This window comes from Paenibacillus sp. MDV22-iso6 (assembly GCF_058408365.1).
The window spans coordinates 420,030-437,814 of record NZ_JBZVDZ010000006.1 but is presented as its reverse complement, the minus strand read 5'-3'; the positions used below and the strand labels follow the sequence as shown (position 1 = coordinate 437,814).

Below are 17,785 nucleotides of genomic sequence, written 5' to 3'. Positions count from 1 at the left end.
TACGAATAATACCCCAATTCCACTAAAAACGGTTACCTATTGATTCAAATCAGGGCGTTTTCCTGTTACCAGATACACCGTGCTCTCACCAATGTTTGTTGCGTGGTCACCAATCCGTTCGATATAACGTCCTACCAACATCAAGAGCATCGCTTGGGAAGCCTTATTTGGATGGTCTGTCATAAACGAGTAGAGGTCACTGATCATATGACTGTACAATTGGTCAACCTGATCATCGGTCTGAGCCATTTTGTAGGCCAGATCCGTATTTTCTTTCAGGAAGGATTCAATGGATTCCTCAATCATGGACTTCACGATTTCCGCCATTCTTGGAATATCCACAAGCGGTTTAATGAGCTCCTGCCCATCCATACGAAGGGTCACTTTGGCCACATCCAGCGCAAGGTCACCCATACGCTCCAAGTCACTTGAGATTTTGAAGGCAACAATAATGCGTCGCAAATCCTTCGCTACCGGCTGTTGTGTAATGATGAGCTTGGAACCCAATTCCATAATCTTGTCTTCCAAGGCATTCAGATTCGCATCATTCTTGATGATGACCTGAGCTTTCTCGGCATCCATCGTCTGTAAACTTTCAATAGCACCATCCAACGCTGTGCCTACATGCTCACCCATTTGCCGAAGCAGTGTGCGCAGTTCCTCAAGCTCCTGATCAAATTCTCTTCTGCGAATCATAGATTCCATGTCCTCCTTATCCATCATCTCCGGACACGCCGGGATCGTTCGAACTCAGCTTGCTTATCCGAACCGTCCGGATATATAATCCTCGGTTCTGGAATCCTGCGGTGTGGAGAACAACGTTTCTGTATCTGCTGCCTCCACCACTTCCCCGTTCAGGAAAAATACCGTACGACCCGATACCCGTGCAGCTTGGTGCATGTTGTGGGTTACCATTACAATCGTGTATTTGTGGTGCAGTTCCTTGACCAGTTCCTCAATTTTAAGCGTTGAGATTGGATCAAGTGCAGACGTTGCTTCATCCATCAACAGTACGTCAGGCTGCACGGCCAGAGCACGTGCAATACAGAGGCGCTGCTGTTGTCCACCGGAGAGACTGAGTGCCGATTTTTTGAGCACATCCTTCACTTCATCCCACAGTGCAGCATGAACAAGACTCTGCTCAACCAAACGATCCAGTTCGGCTTTTTGCGTCACCCCGTGAAGTCGTGGTCCGTAGGCCACGTTATCGTAGATCGATTTTGGAAAAGGGTTAGGCTGCTGAAATACCATTCCGACCCGCTTGCGCAGCGTCTCTACTTCAATCTCATTACTATAAATGTCGGAACCGTCCAACATAACTTGTCCTTCCACACGTACGCCTGGAATCATGTCATTCATCCGATTCAATGTACGAAGCAAGGTCGATTTACCACAGCCCGACGGACCGATAAACGCGGTAACTGTCTTCTCCGGCAGGTCCATCGATATATTTTTAAGCGCGTGATGCGTATCATAGTATAAATTAAGTCCTTCAATGTGAATGAGGTCCTTCATGGATGTTCACTTCTCCTTCGCGGCAGGGACAACCAGATTCCCTTACGTAGACCGATGCCAATGATTGAACTTGGCTCTCGGTCATCTATAATATCCTACCCTCTCATTGTAAAAACAGTATCACTTTCATGTTAACGGAATGTAAAAAGAGACATCTTTCACACCCATGACCCTCCTATCCGATCATTGTGTATGAATGATGCCCAGCCTATCTTCGTTTAGTCATCCTCCCGAACCATATCTTCCAGTCTCTCCCGAATGTGCTCGGCCAATTCTCCAGCCGTTTTGCCTTCCTTCGCGATATCCTCTGCTATATGGGACATGCCTGCCACAGCCGTGTTCAGCTGTTTGAATGCAGCCCCTCCTTCGTTTACATGAACGGAGCTGCTGTCAATCTCTGCCGCGCTTGCTCTCACCAGTTCTACAGTCTGTCTGGTCAATCCTCCGATATCATCCAGTAAAGAGGACATATTTCCCGCAACCTCACGGGTCTGCTTGGCTAGTGCACGAATCTCACCAGCAACGACCTGGAAACCCCGTCCGTACTCCCCCGCATGTGCCGCTTCGATGGAAGCATTCATAGCGAGTAGCCCACTTTGGTCAGCCAATGAACGAATGGAACGTGCCATCCCGGAACCCATGTCGATAGAGCTCAGCATGTCATCAGCGTGTTTCTGCTGACCCTCCATATGCTGATATACACGGTTATAGGAAGCATCAACCTGACTGAGACTGCTCGCTCCCCGTTCGGATAACTGCATGATCTGAGACGCTTCTACCCCAGCCTTTTGAGCGGCTTGAACCAGTTTGGTGACGGAGTCGTTGATTCTCGTTATTTCCTGTCTGCTCTGTGTAATAATATGTACACGTTCTTCCGAAGCCACATGCTGCAGTTTACGGGAAAGGGACATAACATCCCTCATCGTCAACACACCCAGCAATCGGTCTTCTTCCGTAACGATCAAACAATCGTAGAAATATTGCTCACTGCGTGCAAGAGCGATGTCAATAATCGCGGTCGCTTCTGCGTGCACATCGACAATAACAGGAGAAGAGTCAGCTGCGTGTACAACCGGCTTACGATAGAAAAGATCTGCCGCGAAGCGTCCATTCAACATTCGGTATAATGTCTCTCGCATCAACAAACCTAATGGCCGCATGTGATCATCACATAATACAATACACGGATATTCCTGATCCTGATTGAGCAGGCTTGCCGCTTCCCCGCAGGTAGTGTGAACGTCAACTACAGGTATTTGACGGCAATAGTCCCGTAATGAAATTACATTCTCTTTGGTGACCCCAATTTCATCTTCATCTTTTTGTTCTCCCATGGGAGCTACAACTTGTTCCTGTTGCGTATTTATCATTTCTTCGGGCTGGTCGGGCTTCACTTCGAGCAACATGGGCATAAATGCGCAATCTCCTTTACGTATGAGCTCCGTCCTGAGGTGGAATATATAGGTATAAAGTATCACTCAGACAGCTTCATCCTACTCCCTATACGTAAAGGAAAATAATTGTTTATGTTAACGGAATGTAAAAAAAACTCCCCGATCATTGTTAACTTGAATGATGGGGAGTTTTTCTTTTTACAACCAATTTATAACCTACACCGCGAATCGAATCAATATGAACCGATTCCGGGTCCAGCTCCAACTTTTTCCGCAATGAACTGACATGAACGTCCACCGTGCGCTGTCCTCCGATATAATCGAAGCCCCAGACCGCATTCATCAGATCATCCCGTGTAAGCACAACACCCGGCTTCTTGGCCAGATAAAGCAGTACCTCGAACTCCTTGGGACGAAGACTGATGGATTGTCCACCCAGTGTCACTTCATACTTCAAAGGATAAATCTCAAGCTCTCCCAGAATAATACGGGAACCGTCTTTATCCTCTGGTTGCGGCAAATCTTCACCGTTCGAATAACGTCTTAACACTGCATCTACGCGAGCAAGCAATTCGGATACACCAAATGGCTTCGTAATATAATCATCGGCACCTGATTTTAAGCCTTGTACAACTTCGGCTTCACCGTTTTTGGCTGTGAGAATAATGACCGGTGTGCTAACACCCTGAATTCGTAACTTATTCAGAATATCCAGACCGTTCATTCCAGGAAGCATCAGATCCAGCAGAATCAGATCAAACTCCTGGGACAACGCCCGATCATAACCTGAAGATCCGTGATCCTCAGCAATAACATCATAGCCCTCTTGTGTCAGGTTGTACGTAAGCAATCTTGATAATGTTGGTTCATCTTCAATAACGAGCAAACGCTGCGCCATGATACCCCTTCTCTCCTATAGGTTGTCTGTTGCCACAACACTTTCATTATCATAGCACCTAATTGTTAACTCTGTGTAAAACAGCACATTCCTTTTACATTTCACTTCCATCGCACTAGATTTCTTCATCCTGAATTAATGGAAGGATAACACGAAACGTAGTCCCCATGCCAAGTTCACTCTCTACAGACAGTTTGCCATGGTGCAATTCTACCAGATGTTTCACAATTGAAAGTCCAAGTCCAGTGCCTCCCGAGTTACGGGATCTGCCCTTGTCCACCCTATAGAAGCGTTCAAAAATCCGCGGCAAATCTTTCTTCGGAATACCAATTCCTGTGTCGGATACTGCAAATACAACTTCTTCTTCGTCCTCATTATGTTCAACCGACACTTGTAATTTTACCCTTCCGCCCTCAGGCGTGTAATTAATGCCGTTGGATAACAGATTAATAAAGATCTGCTTCATTTTATCCTCATCAGCTTCAATATACAATTCTTCGGGAACATTCATCTCCAGGCGAATTTCTTTCTTCTCCGCCACCTTGGACAAGGTACCCAGGACCATCTCGAAGAACGAATGCACATGCACAGGTGAACACTGCAGGGGAGCCCGTTTGGACTCAATTTTGGATAACTCCAGAATATCTCCGATTAATCGATTCAGTCTGTCACCTTCATCATAGATAATCTGCAGGAATGAACGCTCCGTCTCTTTGTCCTGTACCCCGCCGCTAAGAAGCGTTTCGGCAAAACCTTTGACCGCAGCCACCGGCGTTTTGAGTTCATGAGATACATTCGCGACGAACTCACTGCGCATTGATTCCAGCCTGCGGATCGCCGTGACATCCTGTAGGAGAAAGAGCATCCCCCGATAAGCGCCGTCATCTTCGGACATCGGTACTCCATCAATGCGAATTAATTTTTCGACTGGATTGAACACACTTACTTCTTCATGCATCGGTTCTCGCAATGCAACACTCTCTTCAATCGTGCGTGTCAGCTCATAATGCCGCTTCAATTCAATATATGGTTTGCCAGTAACCCGCTCTGCCTGAATGCCGAGCATACGCTCCGCTTCCCGGTTAACCAGTGCAATGGATTGACCTGCATCAATCATAATAATGCCGCCCGTCATGTTGGCAAGCACACTTTGCAGCAGCGCTTCATTATCCCTGATCGTCTTCAGTTGCATCTGAAGGCTGTCTGCCATTCCGTTAATGGCAAGTCCCAGTTGACCGATCTCATCATTACGAGTTACATCCACTCTAGCATCATAATCCAGCTTGGTGATCCGGTGAGCCACCTTTGTAATATGCTCAATGGGTGATGTCAGTCCCCGCGCAACCCGGTAACTTACCAGAGCCACAATCAGGAACAGAAGGCCCAAGGTGAAGAACATCAAAATCCAGCCCTGCTGAAGACCCTGATCAACAGCTTCAAGACTCATGGATAGTCGAATGTAACCATCAAATTTCCCACTGGGTAACTCGATCATGTCGCTTTGATCCGAATTCACAGGAAGCGCCACATACAGCATGTCCTGCCCTAATGTTGCACTATAACGAATCGACTGACCATAATTTTGCCCAACCGCTTCTTTAATCTCCTGACGGTTCAAGTGGTTGTCCATTGAATTGGGATCGCTCTCCGAGTCGCCAATGACCGTTCCATCTTTATTGATAAAAGTTACCCGTGAATCCGTCAGTCGATCCAGCTCAACCGCACGTTCTGAGTAATATTTCTGTGTCTCTGCATTTTTTGGATTGGTTGCATCATGGAACGGGAACGTTGCTTTTAGCAAGTTGATCTCACGCACCATCGTTTGCTCCAATGCATTAATGTGAGTAGTCTTAAAAACTCTGCCCATCGTATACCCCGCCACAATGACGGAAATACCGATCAGCACCATCATAATGATGGCAAGGCGAATTCGGAACGGTCTCATCTATCTCTTCCTTTGTTATAAAATTAATAATTACATATCCATTTCTATTCGATCACCACGAGTGGTGGGTTGTGAAATGACAAGAAATTCTACGTCTGCTTCGCCCCGATTCTGCATCTGATGTGGCATGCCCGACGCAATTTCTATCCCTTCATGGAGTTCAAGCACAAACTCTTCCCCGTTAAGTTCCATACAAGCCTCACCGCTAAGAATAAAGAAAAACTGACGACTTATCGAATGGTAGTGCCGGGTTTCAGAAGTTCCTGCAGGCATACGTTCATGAATAATGCTCAGTGTTTCATCTTGAACGAGATGCCAACCATCGCACTGTCCACCCCATATATAGTGTGCCGCATTTTGTTTGCTAATCTTCATGTGACCGCCTCCGAAGCTTACTTGTCGGTCTATATCATATCACAGATAGCATGGAGACCCTGCCATTTTTGATTAGCAGCACGCGGCGTCAGTTCTAGAACTATCTCCAGGCAAGCCTAATGATAAAGTATCATGGTTGCATCAACGCCGATCCCGACTTTTGTAAACTGGATCAAAATCATATCTCTTCCGCTATATGCTCATTAAAAAAAGACGTACCGACCAGTCATGCTGGTAACGATACGCCTTCGTTTGAAATACGTCGTCAATAGATTATCCGTTGACCACTTCGCCGCCATTAACGTGCATCACCTGACCGCTCACGTAGGAAGAATCATCCGAAGCGAGATATACGTAAGCTGGAGCCAATTCATTCGGTTGCCCTGGACGTTTCATCGGCTGAGTAGCACCAAATTCACTCACCTTTTTCTCATCAAATGTGGATGGAATGAGCGGGGTCCAAATTGGCCCTGGAGCGACAGCATTCACACGAATTCCTTTCTCCACAACATTCATCGACAAGGAGCGTGTAAATGAAGTGATAGCTCCTTTCGTAGATGAATAATCAATTAACGTCGGATTTCCGCGATATGCGGTAATGGAGGTTGTATTAATGATTGTACTACCTTTCTTAAGATGTGGCAGAGCAGCCTGTGTAATATAAAACATGCCAAAAATATTTGTGCGGAACGTACGCTCCAGCTGTTCTGGAGTAATATCCTCCAGCTGCTGCTGGGGATGCTGCTCCGCTGCATTATTCACGACAATATCCAGCTTGCCTAGTTGATCCACCGTCTGCTGCACGGATTTCCTGGCAAAGGCATTGTCACCAATATCACCGGGAATCAATATGCATTTGCGTCCTTCCTGTTCGACCTGACGCTTGGTCTCTTCCGCATCCTCATGCTCACTCAGGTATACAATCGCTACATCCGCGCCTTCCTTCGCATATGTAACGGCAACAGCACGTCCAATTCCACTATCTCCACCCGTGATCAGAGCAACCTTATCTAACAATTTACCGGCTGCTTTATATTCAGGTTTCTCAAACTCTGGTTGGGGTGCATCTCCGATTCGATACCCGGGGGCTGATCCTGATGTTGGGCAGGCATCGTCTTTTTGTTTTGTGTGTCGGTTGACATCTGGCATTTCTCCTCTCTAAATGGAATGTCTGATCTAGTCTCATTCTGTAGGATGGCATGAACAATACAGATTATTCCCTTTTCCAATGCTCATGCTCCAAAGTCACTGTCTCTTGCCTCGATACATACTTACCACTCGCTTTTGGCGGTTAAACAGAAAAATTCCCAATACTCTAATGGCTGTTTCTTTATCGTTTCTCACAGACATGCTGTCAACTGAGGCAAAGCCGCATTGAATTCGACCTATTATGCCAATCATTCGAAAATTTTATCGAAATTGAACGGATTCACCAACCAAATTGTATTCCTATGCCGTATGAGCTGATGTACAATGTACAGTATACAGATAAGCTTTAAATAAAATTAATCCAGTTTGGATGAAGCGATGTCATGCAGTCATGCTTCCCAACTAAGCAAATATTCTGATCTAATATGGAGACCAAACCCATGGAATCGCACATTAATTCTTATATAACACTTGTAGCAACTTCAGCTGTGCTGAATGTTTTTCTGTGTTTATATACTTATGTTAGAAGAGCAGAAATCCCCAGTTCGAAAATATTCATTCTCTATACAGCAGCTCTGTCGGTTTACACCTTCGGTTACGCGATTGAACTCGCCAGCAATACACTGGAGCAGATGAAATTCTGGACGGTCGTCGAATACATTGGTATGCCTTTCTCCGCCTCTCTTGGGCTGATGCTCATGATGCAATACACGGGTAAAAAATTATCCAAAAAAGCTTCTGCTGCACTGTTTGTAATCCCTTCCATTACCTTGTTCATGGTGGCAACAAATGATTTTCATCATCTTTTCTATAAAAGAGTATGGTTAAGAGAAGACAGTTCCTTCCCTCTAATGGATATTGCCGTAGGGCAATGGTACGTTGTTCATGGTGCATTCACCTTTTCCTGTCTGTTATGTGCCTGCCTTATTCTCGTCGGACAATGGAAACATACCAAAAAGATGTATCGTCGTCAGTTACTCACATTGATCACTTCACAGCTTATTCCCATGGTAGCGGCCTTTGTGTATTTACTTGGTCTGACCCCAGGTGGTATGGATCCTGTTCCGGTTCTCATGTGCATTACATCCGCAATGTATATCTGGGCTATTCTATCCTCCCGTCTGTTAACCATCGTACCTATCGCCAAGGATAGTATCTTTGAGAGCATGCGTGAAGGCGTTATCGTGCTGGATAGTTCCAATCGTCTCGTCGACTATAATAAATCTCTGCGTGATATGCTGCCAGAGCTTGATTTCAGCATGGTAGGTCAACATCTGAACGATGTATGGCTGTCGCTTGCCGGTGAGACCTTTCCAGTGGAATATGGCCGAGAAGGTCTGCAAACCGATCTGTACTGGCAATTAAACGGAGAGACCGTCTGTTATCAGGTGAGAACCTCTTATGTGTATAACAAAGAAGGACAAGCCGTTGGCACACTGATTATGCTGATTGATATTACAGAGCAACGTTTCCTACAAGAACAATTGAAGCAACTGGCTTACTTCGATGGTCTCACCAAAATATATAACCGCACGCAGTTCCTGCTTAGAGGTCGAGAGATACTGAGTGAAGCCCAGCTTAATCTGCGGCCGACGGCCTTTATATTATTTGATATTGATCATTTCAAACGAATTAATGACACCTATGGACATGACGTTGGGGATCAGGCCATCATTCATGTGGTCTCTGTATGTAATCGTTATCTGAATTCGGAGATGTTGTTTGCACGTTATGGAGGAGAGGAGTTTGTTATCGCGGTACCCAATGCCTCCCTCCAAGACGGTGAGCAGCTTGCTGAGAAGTTACGCGTGGCTTTGTTGAATGACCCGCTGGAGGTACAAGGTACTCGTATTCCACTGACTTCAAGCTTCGGAGTGGCACAATATAATGGAGGGTCCGATTCTCTGGAATCCTTGCTGCGTGATGCCGATACGGCACTATATGAGTCCAAGCGTAACGGTCGTAACACCGTATTTGCCCACAGTGTGAGCCTGGGTTAACTAAATATTGTGTATAACTGCTTGAGCCCTTATATGCGTTAATTCAACACGATACACCATGATTGTTTTAAGAATTCCCCCCAGACCGAGCGAACAAAAATAGACAGCCTCTGGGCTGTCTATTTCAATACGGTTCAAGACCTTACTTTCTTATTCAGCTTGTCCCAACGTTTAAAGTGCAAACGCTTTAAGTTCAGCTCTCAAATAAAACTCATTCGCAGCTATTGTTAGATCACTTGGTTGTTCACCATCAGATACACCATAATGAGCAGGAATACGGCAAGCAATGTGCTGAACATACGAATCTTACTTTGTTCTGCACTGACATCACGGTTGCTTTTCACAGCCTCTGCTGCCAAGCGTAACGGTTTACCCATAATGCCACCGATTGCTGCAATAGCCAGCAACAGAACCACTACCACGCCCATCCACAGATAGGAATACTCACCCTTGGTCATCAAGTAACCACCCGTAAGAAGCTGAATTACAAGTCCGTACTGTGCGATACGGTTTAATGAACGGAGCGATGCAAATGCTCCCTCTTGAGCGGCAGCACTCAATGTACGGATTTTGCCCACAACGAATGGCAAGATCAGATAGAAGCCCATCGCCAGTGCTCCAATAATATGGAGCAAATACATAATCATTGTCAAAATGTCCATCCTCCTCAGAAATTTCAGTCAGTGTGCTATACATCACATCTCATTATACTGGGGAACTTATCCAAAGAAAAGAAAACCTCCGGATGATCCGAAGGTTTTCTGTCTGTTCCTGTCAAAAAGTTTTCAAACTTACAAGTTAACTACTGAAATGACGTTACGAACCGAATCCGCAGATTTGTCGAGTCCCGCTTTTTCTTCAGCAGTCAGTTCCAGTTCAAATATTTTCTCAATTCCGTTACCACCCAGAACGGTTGGCACACCAAGGAACAAGTCGTTGTAGCCATATTCCCCTTCAAGGTAAGCAATAACCGGAATGATTCGTTTTTTATCTTTCAAAATGGCTTCGGTCATTTGCACCAATGAAGCTGCTGGTGCATAATATGCGCTGCCGTTTCCGAGCAGGTTAACGATCTCACCCCCGCCAACACGTGTGCGTTGTACGATGGCTTCAATGCGCTCTGCCGGGATGAGGGTATCGATTGGAATACCGCCAACGCTGGAATAACGAACGAGTGGTACCATATCGTCTCCGTGGCCGCCAAGAACGAATCCACGGACGTCTTCAACCGATACATTCAGCTCTTGTGCAATGAATGTGCAATAACGTGCAGTATCCAGAACACCGGACTGGCCGATTACGCGGTTTTTAGGGAAACCAAGCGTCTGATAAGCTGCATATGTCATTGCATCTACCGGGTTGCTTAGAATAATGACGATGGAATCAGGGCAATATTTTTTCACATTTTCACAAACAGACTTCACGATTCCTGCATTCGTGTTGACCAGATCATCACGGCTCATACCTGGTTTACGGGCAATACCTGCCGTAATAATAACAATCTCCGAACCTGCAGTATCCTCGTAGTTGGAAGTACCGACGATATTGCTGTCGAAGCCCTGAACAGGACTAGCTTCCCACATGTCGAGCGCTTTACCTTTAGTCGGGTTTTCCAATTGCGGAATATCAACCAGAATAACATCCCCGAGTTCTTTTTGGGCAAGCATCAAAGCCGTTGTAGCTCCGGTAAATCCGGCGCCGACTACTGTGATTTTTTTGCGCTGAATAGTCACGATTCACATCTCCCCTTACAGGTTTTTAATGATTTGATCAGCAAATTCAGAACATTTCACTTCAGTAGCGCCGTCCATCAGACGTGCAAAGTCATAAGTAACTGTTTTGTTGTTGATGGATGTTTCCATACCTTTGTAGATCAGGTTAGCCGCTTCTTGCCATCCCAGGTGCTCAAGCAACATAACGCCGGACAAAATAACGGAACCAGGGTTCACGACATCTTTGTCTGCATATTTAGGTGCAGTACCGTGAGTAGCTTCGAAGATAGCATGTCCTGTTACATAGTTGATGTTCGCTCCTGGAGCGATACCAATTCCGCCAACTTGTGCAGCCAGTGCATCGGACAGATAGTCACCGTTCAGGTTCAACGTTGCGATTACATCGAACTCACCTGGACGAGTCAATACTTGTTGCAGAGCGATATCGGCAATAGCATCTTTCACGATGATTTTGCCAGCATCTTCAGCTGCTTTTTGAGCTGCATTAGCTGCATCCGTACCGTCTTTTTCTTTAATGATATCGTATTGTGCCCAAGTGAACACTTTGTCAGCGAACTCGTCTTCAGCAACTTCATAACCCCAGTTTTTGAAGGCACCTTCTGTAAATTTCATGATATTGCCTTTGTGTACCAATGTAACGCTCTTACGGTTGTGATCGATGGCATATTGTACTGCTGCACGTACCAAACGTTTGGAACCTTCGGAGGAAACTGGCTTGATACCAATACCGGAAGTTTCAGGGAAGCGGATTTTGTTTGCACCCATCTCCTGTTGCAGGAATTGGATTACTTTTTTCACTTCTTCTGAACCTTCTGCGTATTCAATACCTGCATAGATATCTTCCGTATTCTCACGGAAAATGACCATGTCTACCAACTCAGGACGTTTAACCGGAGAAGGTACACCATCGAAATAACGAACAGGACGCAAGCAAGTGTACAGATCCAGTTCTTGACGAAGCGCTACGTTCAGGGAACGAATTCCGCCGCCGATTGGTGTAGTCAATGGTCCTTTGATCGCTACGATATACTCGCGAATAGCTTCAAGCGTATCGTTTGGCAGCCACTCCCCGTATGTATCGAATGCTTTTTGTCCAGCAAACACTTCATACCATGCGATTTTTTTGTTGCCGTCATATGCTTTTTCAACAGCTGCATCCAATACACGTTTGGAAGCTTTCCAGATGTCACGGCCTGTACCGTCACCTTCGATAAATGGAATGATCGGGTTATTAGGTACTTGCAGTGTACCGTTATCAATTTGAATTTTTTCGCCTTCAGTTGGGTGAGCAAATTTTTCTAATTTCATTAGTATAATTCCTCCTTGGGTTTCGTAGATGCAGTATGATAACACACCGCTTGTCTTATTGGAGGAAGGGTTATGAACGTGCTGCTAATTTCAGCCAACATGTTACACCCCTTCACCCCGTCCTTTTTATTATACTGGTTTTGATGCCATTAGCGAAGTTCGATTGAAACGTACTTCTGATCTGTTGGGCCTGTGTACTCGGCACGCGGACGAATAATACGGTTATCCGCAAGCTGTTCCAGAATATGAGCAGTCCAACCTGATACCCGGCTAATCGCAAAGATCGGTGTAAACAGGACCTCTTCAATACCTAATTGGGTATATACGGAAGCGGAATAGAAATCTACATTTGGTTTCAGACCTTTTTGTCCTGTCAGCAGTTCTTCGATCTTCACTGACATATCGTACAGGCGTGTATCGTTGTTCATTTCACCCAGTTCCTTGGACATCTTTTGCAGATGTTTCGCACGTGGGTCTCCATTTTTGTAGACACGGTGTCCAAAGCCCATGATCTTCTCACGGTTGTTCAATTTTTCTTGAATAGCTGCTTCCAGACGATCAGGTGTTCCAATCTCATTCAGCATTTTCATAACGGCTTCATTTGCACCGCCATGCAATGGCCCCTTCAATGCGCCAATCGCAGAAGTTACTCCCGAATAGATGTCGGAAAGCGTAGCTACTGTTACACGTGCTGCAAATGTAGAAGCGTTCAACTCGTGATCCGCATGCAGGACAAGCGCTTGATCAAGGGCTTTAACAGCGGTCTCGGCTGGTTGTTCTCCAGTCATCATATATAAAAAGTTTTCTGCGATGGAAGCGCCTTCTTTTGGAGCCACAGGTTCTTTGCCCTGACGGATACGGGCTATGGCTGCCACAATGGTTGGCAACTGCGCTTGCAGCTTAACCGCTTTGTTCTCGTTCGCTTCCGCTGTCATCTCGTCAGCCTGCTCATCGTACAGAGCCAGTGCGGATACCGCGGAACGCAGTGCTGCCATGGTACTCATGTTTTTCGGATACAATTGGATTTGTGCAATCAACTCGCTCGGAATCGGCGCGTAATCGCTCAGGCTTTTGCGAAGGGATTTCAGTTCATCCGTAGTTGGCAATTTACCAAACCACAGTAAATAGGCAACTTCTTCAAAGCTTGCATGTTCTGCCAGATCGTCAATATCGTAACCACGGTATGTAAGCACACCGTCTACAATGGAGCTGATCGAAGAGGTTGTTGCAACGATGCCTTCCAGACCTTTGGTAGCTGTCATATTACATCTCTCCTTTAATAAACGAAATCAAGAACCCATCCAGAGTGTCATCTACGTGCTCAAACGCACTCGTCCTTCTTTTGTAACCATTTACATTTTAAAATTAATAAATACCTCAATATCCGGTTTTCATATCTGTCAATCGGTATTTCCTTATCTCATCATACTGGATTTTGTCGTTTATGTGAACATGATGCGAGGTCATCCGCACATCAAACTTCTTTATCGGACTGATAAAGCATTTTTGAAAACCTTTACAAAAACAAGGTTGACATTTTATTCTTTTTATATAAATCCATGCTATAAATCAAGTTTTTATTGCTATATTTTGTGAACATGAGGCATACTCTAGGCAAAAGAAAAGATATAATTCGACGACATCCTGGCGTTTCAAATCAGTGTATTTGCTCTATATTAACTAGATAGCTTCCTATGCTTCCTTCATGGTAGCTTGAAATGGAATAAGGAGAGTTGATGCTTGGATAGAATCATAATGAAACGCCTGTTGCGCGGTTTATGGGTGATTGTTGCGACCATACTCATTGCCGTTGCTATATACCTGCTGTTCCCGCTGTTATATCCTTTTGCCATCGCCTGGATTATCGCTTATGCGATGAATCCTCTGGTGAAGTTGCTTCAATACAAGGCCCGATTTCCCCGCTGGCTGGCTGTAACCTTATCACTAATCATTTATTTCGGGGCCATTGTCGTCGTATTGTCTGCTGCGGTAACCCGTATGGTCAAGGAAGTCATTTCACTAACGACGAGCTTCGACCTTCATGTCGATGAGATTAAGGCTACGTTCATCCGCTGGACCCAGAATGATACGATTCAGAGTTTAATTGGACAGATCAATGAATTTTACAAGGAAAATCCCAACTATCAGGAGACCATTAACAGCAATATTAGCAAAACAACCGAAACGGTAGGTACAGCTGTAACGGACCTGGTCACCGGATTTTTCAACATGATCCTGAACCTGCTCACTTCTCTCCCCAATATGGGAGCCGTATTAATCGTGGTTCTGCTGTCAACTTTCTTTATAAGCAAAAGTTGGACCAGACACAGTATTACCGTATCGGGCTGGGTACCCTCATCCATTCGCAAACCGATTACCGACATATGGAATGATCTGAAAAAAGCCCTGTTCGGTTATGCACGAGCCCAGTTGATCATGATCTCCATCACCGCATTATTTGTCATGATTGGATTGCTTGTGCTCCAGGTTAAGTCTGCCTTCACGATTGCTTTGCTTATCGGTCTGGTGGATCTGCTTCCTTATCTCGGCGTTGGCCTGGTGATGGTTCCCTGGGCAGCATACCTGCTTATGAATGGAGACTTGTACCTGGGGATCGGCATCAGTATTGTATATCTCATTGTGCTGATTGCCCGCCAAATCATTGAACCCAAAGTGCTTGCCAGCAGTGTCGGGTTGGACCCTCTGGCCACATTGGTTGGCATGTTTGTCGGATTGAAACTGTTCGGTGTACTCGGTTTGATCATCGGCCCTGTCAGCCTCGTTATCCTTGATGCATTTAATCGAGCGAACGTGTTCCGTGATCTCCGAACATATATTATTAACGGACGTGTCCGATGAATAAAAAAAGGCACCGCTCATCAGACTGAATCTGGTGGTGGGTGCCTTTCTTTAACTGATGCTGGTATATCCTATTTTTTCGGACCACGATAAAACTTAATACTTCCGTTTCTCATTTTTTTCTCCAGCCAGCCCAGGAAGAATAGACGGTACACTGAACGTGTTACTGGGAACAACAGTGTAAAACCGATCAGATCTGTGATAAATCCCGGGATCAACAGTAGAAAACCACCGACAAAAATAAATAGTCCATCTACCATTTTCCTTCCGGGCACCTTACCGCGCTCCATCTCGGATTTGGCATCAATAAGTACTTTTCGTCCTTCAAACTGCAACATTGCTATACCGATCAAGGACGTGAGAATCATGAGAAGCAATGTCTTTCCGGCTCCAATCCAGTCACTCATAAGAATGAAACCAAACAGTTCAATCACCGGAATGATTAATAGCAGGGCCCACATCCATCTTCGCATTACGTATTACCCCTTTCCTGAAAGCCACACTTTCTCAAGCGCGCTGTAGAGCTCAGAAGCTGCCTTATCCAGCCTGACTGGCTTCCAGTCCCCATTGACCCATACATGTTGGGTAGAGCCTGTAACCAATCGTTCACCAGGAAGGGACTCCTCAGATGACCATACTCGTTGCCCGCTGCCTATCTGCTCATTAAGGTCTGGAGTCATGCGCCTTATGTCATACTCATAGTTCAGTCGCAGACCACTAAATGCAACAATACGGGTGAAAATGATGATGTCATCATCATACCGGGCAGGTTTATGATATTTCACATCCAGTCCGGTTACCGGAAGCAGTAACCCCTGCTCCTCCATTTTACGATATGTATACCCCATTTGGCGAATCATCTCGGTTCGACCGATTTCAAACCAATTCAAATAGTTGGCGTGATAGACCACACCCATCTGATCACTTTCTTGATAACGCACGCGAAGGCGTGCCGTGTACCAACTGCCATTGCTTTGTTGTTGCATGTTACCGGCCTCCTTCGATATACCAATTATTACGTATCTAGCGACGATAAAGTCTCATAAAGATGGAAAAAAAGCAACGGGACGCAAACGCCCCATTGCTTCATTCCTGTTGCTTCTCGTCCAAACACAATTATGCGTTGTTTGGAATTTGGCTTACTTTGATCAGGTTAGTGGAACCCGAACGACCCAAAGGTACACCCGCTGTAATAACAACAAGATCTCCTTCTTTTACAAGTCCGGATTTCACGCCGCCTTCAATTGCATTTTCAAACAAAGCGTCAGTGGAATCAACAAGTCTTCCTTTGACTGGTGTTACACCCCAAGCCAGTGCAAGACGACGGGAAGTTCTGTCTTCCGTTGTCACCGCGATGATTGGAGATTCTGGACGATATTTAGAAATCATGCGTGCTGTATGACCGGATTCAGTCGAAGTAATGATCGCTTTAGCGTTCAGATCTTGAGCTGACAGGGCAACAGATTGGCTGATTGCTTCAGTAACTGTTGTTTGTTGTGCAACACGTTGTTTCAGATACAGCTCTTGGTAAGGTAGAGCAGATTCTGCTTTTTCGGCAATACGGGACATTGTCAGAACGGATTCAACTGGGTATTTACCAGCAGCTGTTTCACCAGACAACATGATTGCATCTGTACCGTCGAAGATCGCATTAGCCACGTCACTTGCTTCTGCACGTGTTGGACGCGGGTTGCGTTGCATGGAATCCAGCATTTGTGTAGCTGTGATAACCGGTTTGCCTGCAACGTTACATTTTTCGATCATGCGTTTTTGTACCAATGGTACTTCTTCCGCAGGAATCTCTACACCCAGGTCTCCACGAGCAACCATCAGGCCATCGGACACTTCAAGGATTTCATCCAGGTTGTCCACACCTTGTTGGTTCTCAATTTTGGAGATGATTTGGATATGTCCAGCATTGTGTTTTTCAAGCAATTCACGAATCTCAAGGACGTCGCTTGCTTTACGAACAAATGAAGCCGCGATGAAATCGACACCTTGCTCGATACCAAATACGATATCGTTAGCATCTTTTTCAGTAATACCCGGCAGAGAAATGGCAACGCCAGGAACGTTAACACCTTTTTTGCTTTTGATCGTACCGCCGTTAACGATACGGCATTTGATCTCGGTGCCTTGTACTTCCACCACAGTCAGTCCGATCAGACCGTCGTCGATCAGAATTGTAGATCCCGGTTCAACATCACTCGGAAGATCTGCATACGTAATGGAGAGACGTTCTTTGGTGCCCAGAATTTCTTCTGTTGTCAAAGTGATGTACTCGTCTTGAACCAATTCGATTGGCTCCACTTCGAGTTTACCTGTCCGAATTTCCGGTCCTTTGGTGTCCAGCAAGATCGCTACTGTCTTGTTCAGCTCTTCGCATGCTTGGCGAATTGCTGTGATCCGTCCGCCGTGCTCATCGAAATCACCGTGGGAGAAGTTCAAACGGGCCACGTTCATACCGGCCATAATCAATTTTTTGGTATTCTCCAATGATTCACTGGATGGACCAATCGTACATACAATCTTTGTTTTGCGCATTTTGGGTTTCCTCCGATTTTAAAGGTCTATCTTTTTATCTCTTTTTCTTTTTCCAACTATTAAAT

The 17,785-nt window shown here is 45.5% G+C and carries 15 protein-coding genes and 1 pseudogene; 2 read left to right on the top strand and 14 right to left on the bottom strand.

Annotation, left to right across the window (positions count from 1 at the left end; all coding sequences use genetic code 11):
- Positions 1 to 36: 36 nt before the first annotated feature.
- The 7 genes and pseudogenes from phoU to AC4PM4_RS19330 all read right to left on the bottom strand — a co-directional run bounded on the left by phoU (position 37) and on the right by AC4PM4_RS19330 (position 7,269).
- The gene (gene phoU, locus AC4PM4_RS19360; RefSeq protein ID WP_063568102.1) at positions 37 to 696 is read right to left on the bottom strand and encodes a phosphate signaling complex protein PhoU; all 660 of its coding nucleotides are present in this window, start codon (positions 694 to 696) and stop codon (positions 37 to 39) included.
- A gap of 63 nt (positions 697 to 759) precedes the next feature.
- The gene (gene pstB, locus AC4PM4_RS19355) at positions 760 to 1,515 is read right to left on the bottom strand and encodes a phosphate ABC transporter ATP-binding protein PstB (RefSeq protein ID WP_063568101.1); all 756 of its coding nucleotides are present in this window, start codon (positions 1,513 to 1,515) and stop codon (positions 760 to 762) included.
- Between the two features lie 218 nt (positions 1,516 to 1,733).
- Positions 1,734 to 2,927: a methyl-accepting chemotaxis protein gene (locus tag AC4PM4_RS19350; RefSeq protein WP_491614306.1), complete on the bottom strand. Its 1,194-nt coding sequence runs from the start codon at positions 2,925 to 2,927 to the stop codon at positions 1,734 to 1,736.
- Positions 2,928 to 3,078: 151 nt separating this feature from the next.
- Complete coding sequence (locus AC4PM4_RS19345; protein ID WP_053783546.1) at positions 3,079 to 3,807, bottom strand: response regulator transcription factor; 729 nt, start codon at positions 3,805 to 3,807, stop codon at positions 3,079 to 3,081.
- Positions 3,808 to 3,922: 115 nt separating this feature from the next.
- Positions 3,923 to 5,752, bottom strand: coding sequence for a two-component system histidine kinase PnpS (pnpS, locus tag AC4PM4_RS19340; protein WP_064639306.1), 1,830 nt, complete (start codon positions 5,750 to 5,752; stop codon positions 3,923 to 3,925).
- A gap of 30 nt (positions 5,753 to 5,782) precedes the next feature.
- Entirely contained in the window at positions 5,783 to 6,127 is a 345-nt protein-coding gene (locus AC4PM4_RS19335; protein ID WP_079697696.1) for a cupin domain-containing protein, read from the bottom strand.
- Positions 6,128 to 6,400: 273 nt separating this feature from the next.
- A pseudogene (locus AC4PM4_RS19330) lies at positions 6,401 to 7,269 on the bottom strand (SDR family oxidoreductase).
- 447 nt (positions 7,270 to 7,716) lie between these two features.
- Here AC4PM4_RS19330 and AC4PM4_RS19325 point away from each other — a divergent pair.
- Positions 7,717 to 9,276 carry a histidine kinase N-terminal 7TM domain-containing diguanylate cyclase gene (locus tag AC4PM4_RS19325; protein ID WP_491614305.1) on the top strand — a complete coding sequence of 520 codons (1,560 nt, stop codon included), beginning with the start codon at positions 7,717 to 7,719 and terminating at the stop codon, positions 9,274 to 9,276.
- Positions 9,277 to 9,503: 227 nt separating this feature from the next.
- Here the strand turns inward: AC4PM4_RS19325 and AC4PM4_RS19320 are convergent, their stop codons facing one another.
- From AC4PM4_RS19320 to citZ, 4 genes are all read right to left on the bottom strand, one after another.
- Positions 9,504 to 9,929 (bottom strand): hypothetical protein, encoded by a 426-nt coding sequence (locus tag AC4PM4_RS19320; RefSeq protein WP_231952601.1) that lies wholly within the window; start codon positions 9,927 to 9,929, stop codon positions 9,504 to 9,506.
- Between the two features lie 138 nt (positions 9,930 to 10,067).
- The gene (gene mdh, locus AC4PM4_RS19315) at positions 10,068 to 11,009 is read right to left on the bottom strand and encodes a malate dehydrogenase (protein ID WP_072733980.1); all 942 of its coding nucleotides are present in this window, start codon (positions 11,007 to 11,009) and stop codon (positions 10,068 to 10,070) included.
- A 15-nt stretch (positions 11,010 to 11,024) separates the two neighbouring features.
- Positions 11,025 to 12,317 carry an NADP-dependent isocitrate dehydrogenase gene (gene icd / locus AC4PM4_RS19310; RefSeq protein WP_063568094.1) on the bottom strand — a complete coding sequence of 431 codons (1,293 nt, stop codon included), beginning with the start codon at positions 12,315 to 12,317 and terminating at the stop codon, positions 11,025 to 11,027.
- Positions 12,318 to 12,466: 149 nt separating this feature from the next.
- Positions 12,467 to 13,579 carry a citrate synthase gene (gene citZ, locus AC4PM4_RS19305; protein ID WP_491614304.1) on the bottom strand — a complete coding sequence of 371 codons (1,113 nt, stop codon included), beginning with the start codon at positions 13,577 to 13,579 and terminating at the stop codon, positions 12,467 to 12,469.
- Positions 13,580 to 14,057: 478 nt separating this feature from the next.
- Between citZ and ytvI the strand changes: the two genes are divergently transcribed.
- Complete coding sequence (ytvI, locus tag AC4PM4_RS19300; RefSeq protein WP_491614303.1) at positions 14,058 to 15,176, top strand: sporulation integral membrane protein YtvI; 1,119 nt, start codon at positions 14,058 to 14,060, stop codon at positions 15,174 to 15,176.
- A 71-nt stretch (positions 15,177 to 15,247) separates the two neighbouring features.
- Here ytvI and AC4PM4_RS19295 read toward each other — a convergent pair whose 3' ends face one another.
- The 3 genes from AC4PM4_RS19295 to pyk form a co-directional block, all read right to left on the bottom strand.
- Positions 15,248 to 15,649: an FxsA family protein gene (locus tag AC4PM4_RS19295; protein WP_063568091.1), complete on the bottom strand. Its 402-nt coding sequence runs from the start codon at positions 15,647 to 15,649 to the stop codon at positions 15,248 to 15,250.
- Between the two features lie 6 nt (positions 15,650 to 15,655).
- Entirely contained in the window at positions 15,656 to 16,162 is a 507-nt protein-coding gene (locus tag AC4PM4_RS19290; protein ID WP_491614302.1) for an acyl-CoA thioesterase, read from the bottom strand.
- Between the two features lie 130 nt (positions 16,163 to 16,292).
- Positions 16,293 to 17,720: a pyruvate kinase gene (pyk, locus tag AC4PM4_RS19285; protein ID WP_063568089.1), complete on the bottom strand. Its 1,428-nt coding sequence runs from the start codon at positions 17,718 to 17,720 to the stop codon at positions 16,293 to 16,295.
- Positions 17,721 to 17,785: the final 65 nt, after the last annotated feature.

What these genes read in the sequence shown, in the direction of transcription:
- AC4PM4_RS19350 (WP_491614306.1), bottom strand. Translation starts at nt 2,927, where the DNA reads ATGCCCATGTTGCTCGAAGTGAAGCCCGACCAGCCCGAAGAAATGATA.
- phoU (WP_063568102.1), bottom strand. Translation starts at nt 696, where the DNA reads ATGATTCGCAGAAGAGAATTTGATCAGGAGCTTGAGGAACTGCGCACA.
- AC4PM4_RS19325 (WP_491614305.1), top strand. Translation starts at nt 7,717, where the DNA reads ATGGAATCGCACATTAATTCTTATATAACACTTGTAGCAACTTCAGCT.
- AC4PM4_RS19345 (WP_053783546.1), bottom strand. Translation starts at nt 3,807, where the DNA reads ATGGCGCAGCGTTTGCTCGTTATTGAAGATGAACCAACATTATCAAGA.
- pyk (WP_063568089.1), bottom strand. Translation starts at nt 17,720, where the DNA reads ATGCGCAAAACAAAGATTGTATGTACGATTGGTCCATCCAGTGAATCA.
- AC4PM4_RS19290 (WP_491614302.1), bottom strand. Translation starts at nt 16,162, where the DNA reads ATGCAACAACAAAGCAATGGCAGTTGGTACACGGCACGCCTTCGCGTG.
- AC4PM4_RS19335 (WP_079697696.1), bottom strand. Translation starts at nt 6,127, where the DNA reads ATGAAGATTAGCAAACAAAATGCGGCACACTATATATGGGGTGGACAG.
- AC4PM4_RS19295 (WP_063568091.1), bottom strand. Translation starts at nt 15,649, where the DNA reads ATGCGAAGATGGATGTGGGCCCTGCTATTAATCATTCCGGTGATTGAA.
- citZ (WP_491614304.1), bottom strand. Translation starts at nt 13,579, where the DNA reads ATGACAGCTACCAAAGGTCTGGAAGGCATCGTTGCAACAACCTCTTCG.
- pnpS (WP_064639306.1), bottom strand. Translation starts at nt 5,752, where the DNA reads ATGAGACCGTTCCGAATTCGCCTTGCCATCATTATGATGGTGCTGATC.
- icd (WP_063568094.1), bottom strand. Translation starts at nt 12,317, where the DNA reads ATGAAATTAGAAAAATTTGCTCACCCAACTGAAGGCGAAAAAATTCAA.
- pstB (WP_063568101.1), bottom strand. Translation starts at nt 1,515, where the DNA reads ATGAAGGACCTCATTCACATTGAAGGACTTAATTTATACTATGATACG.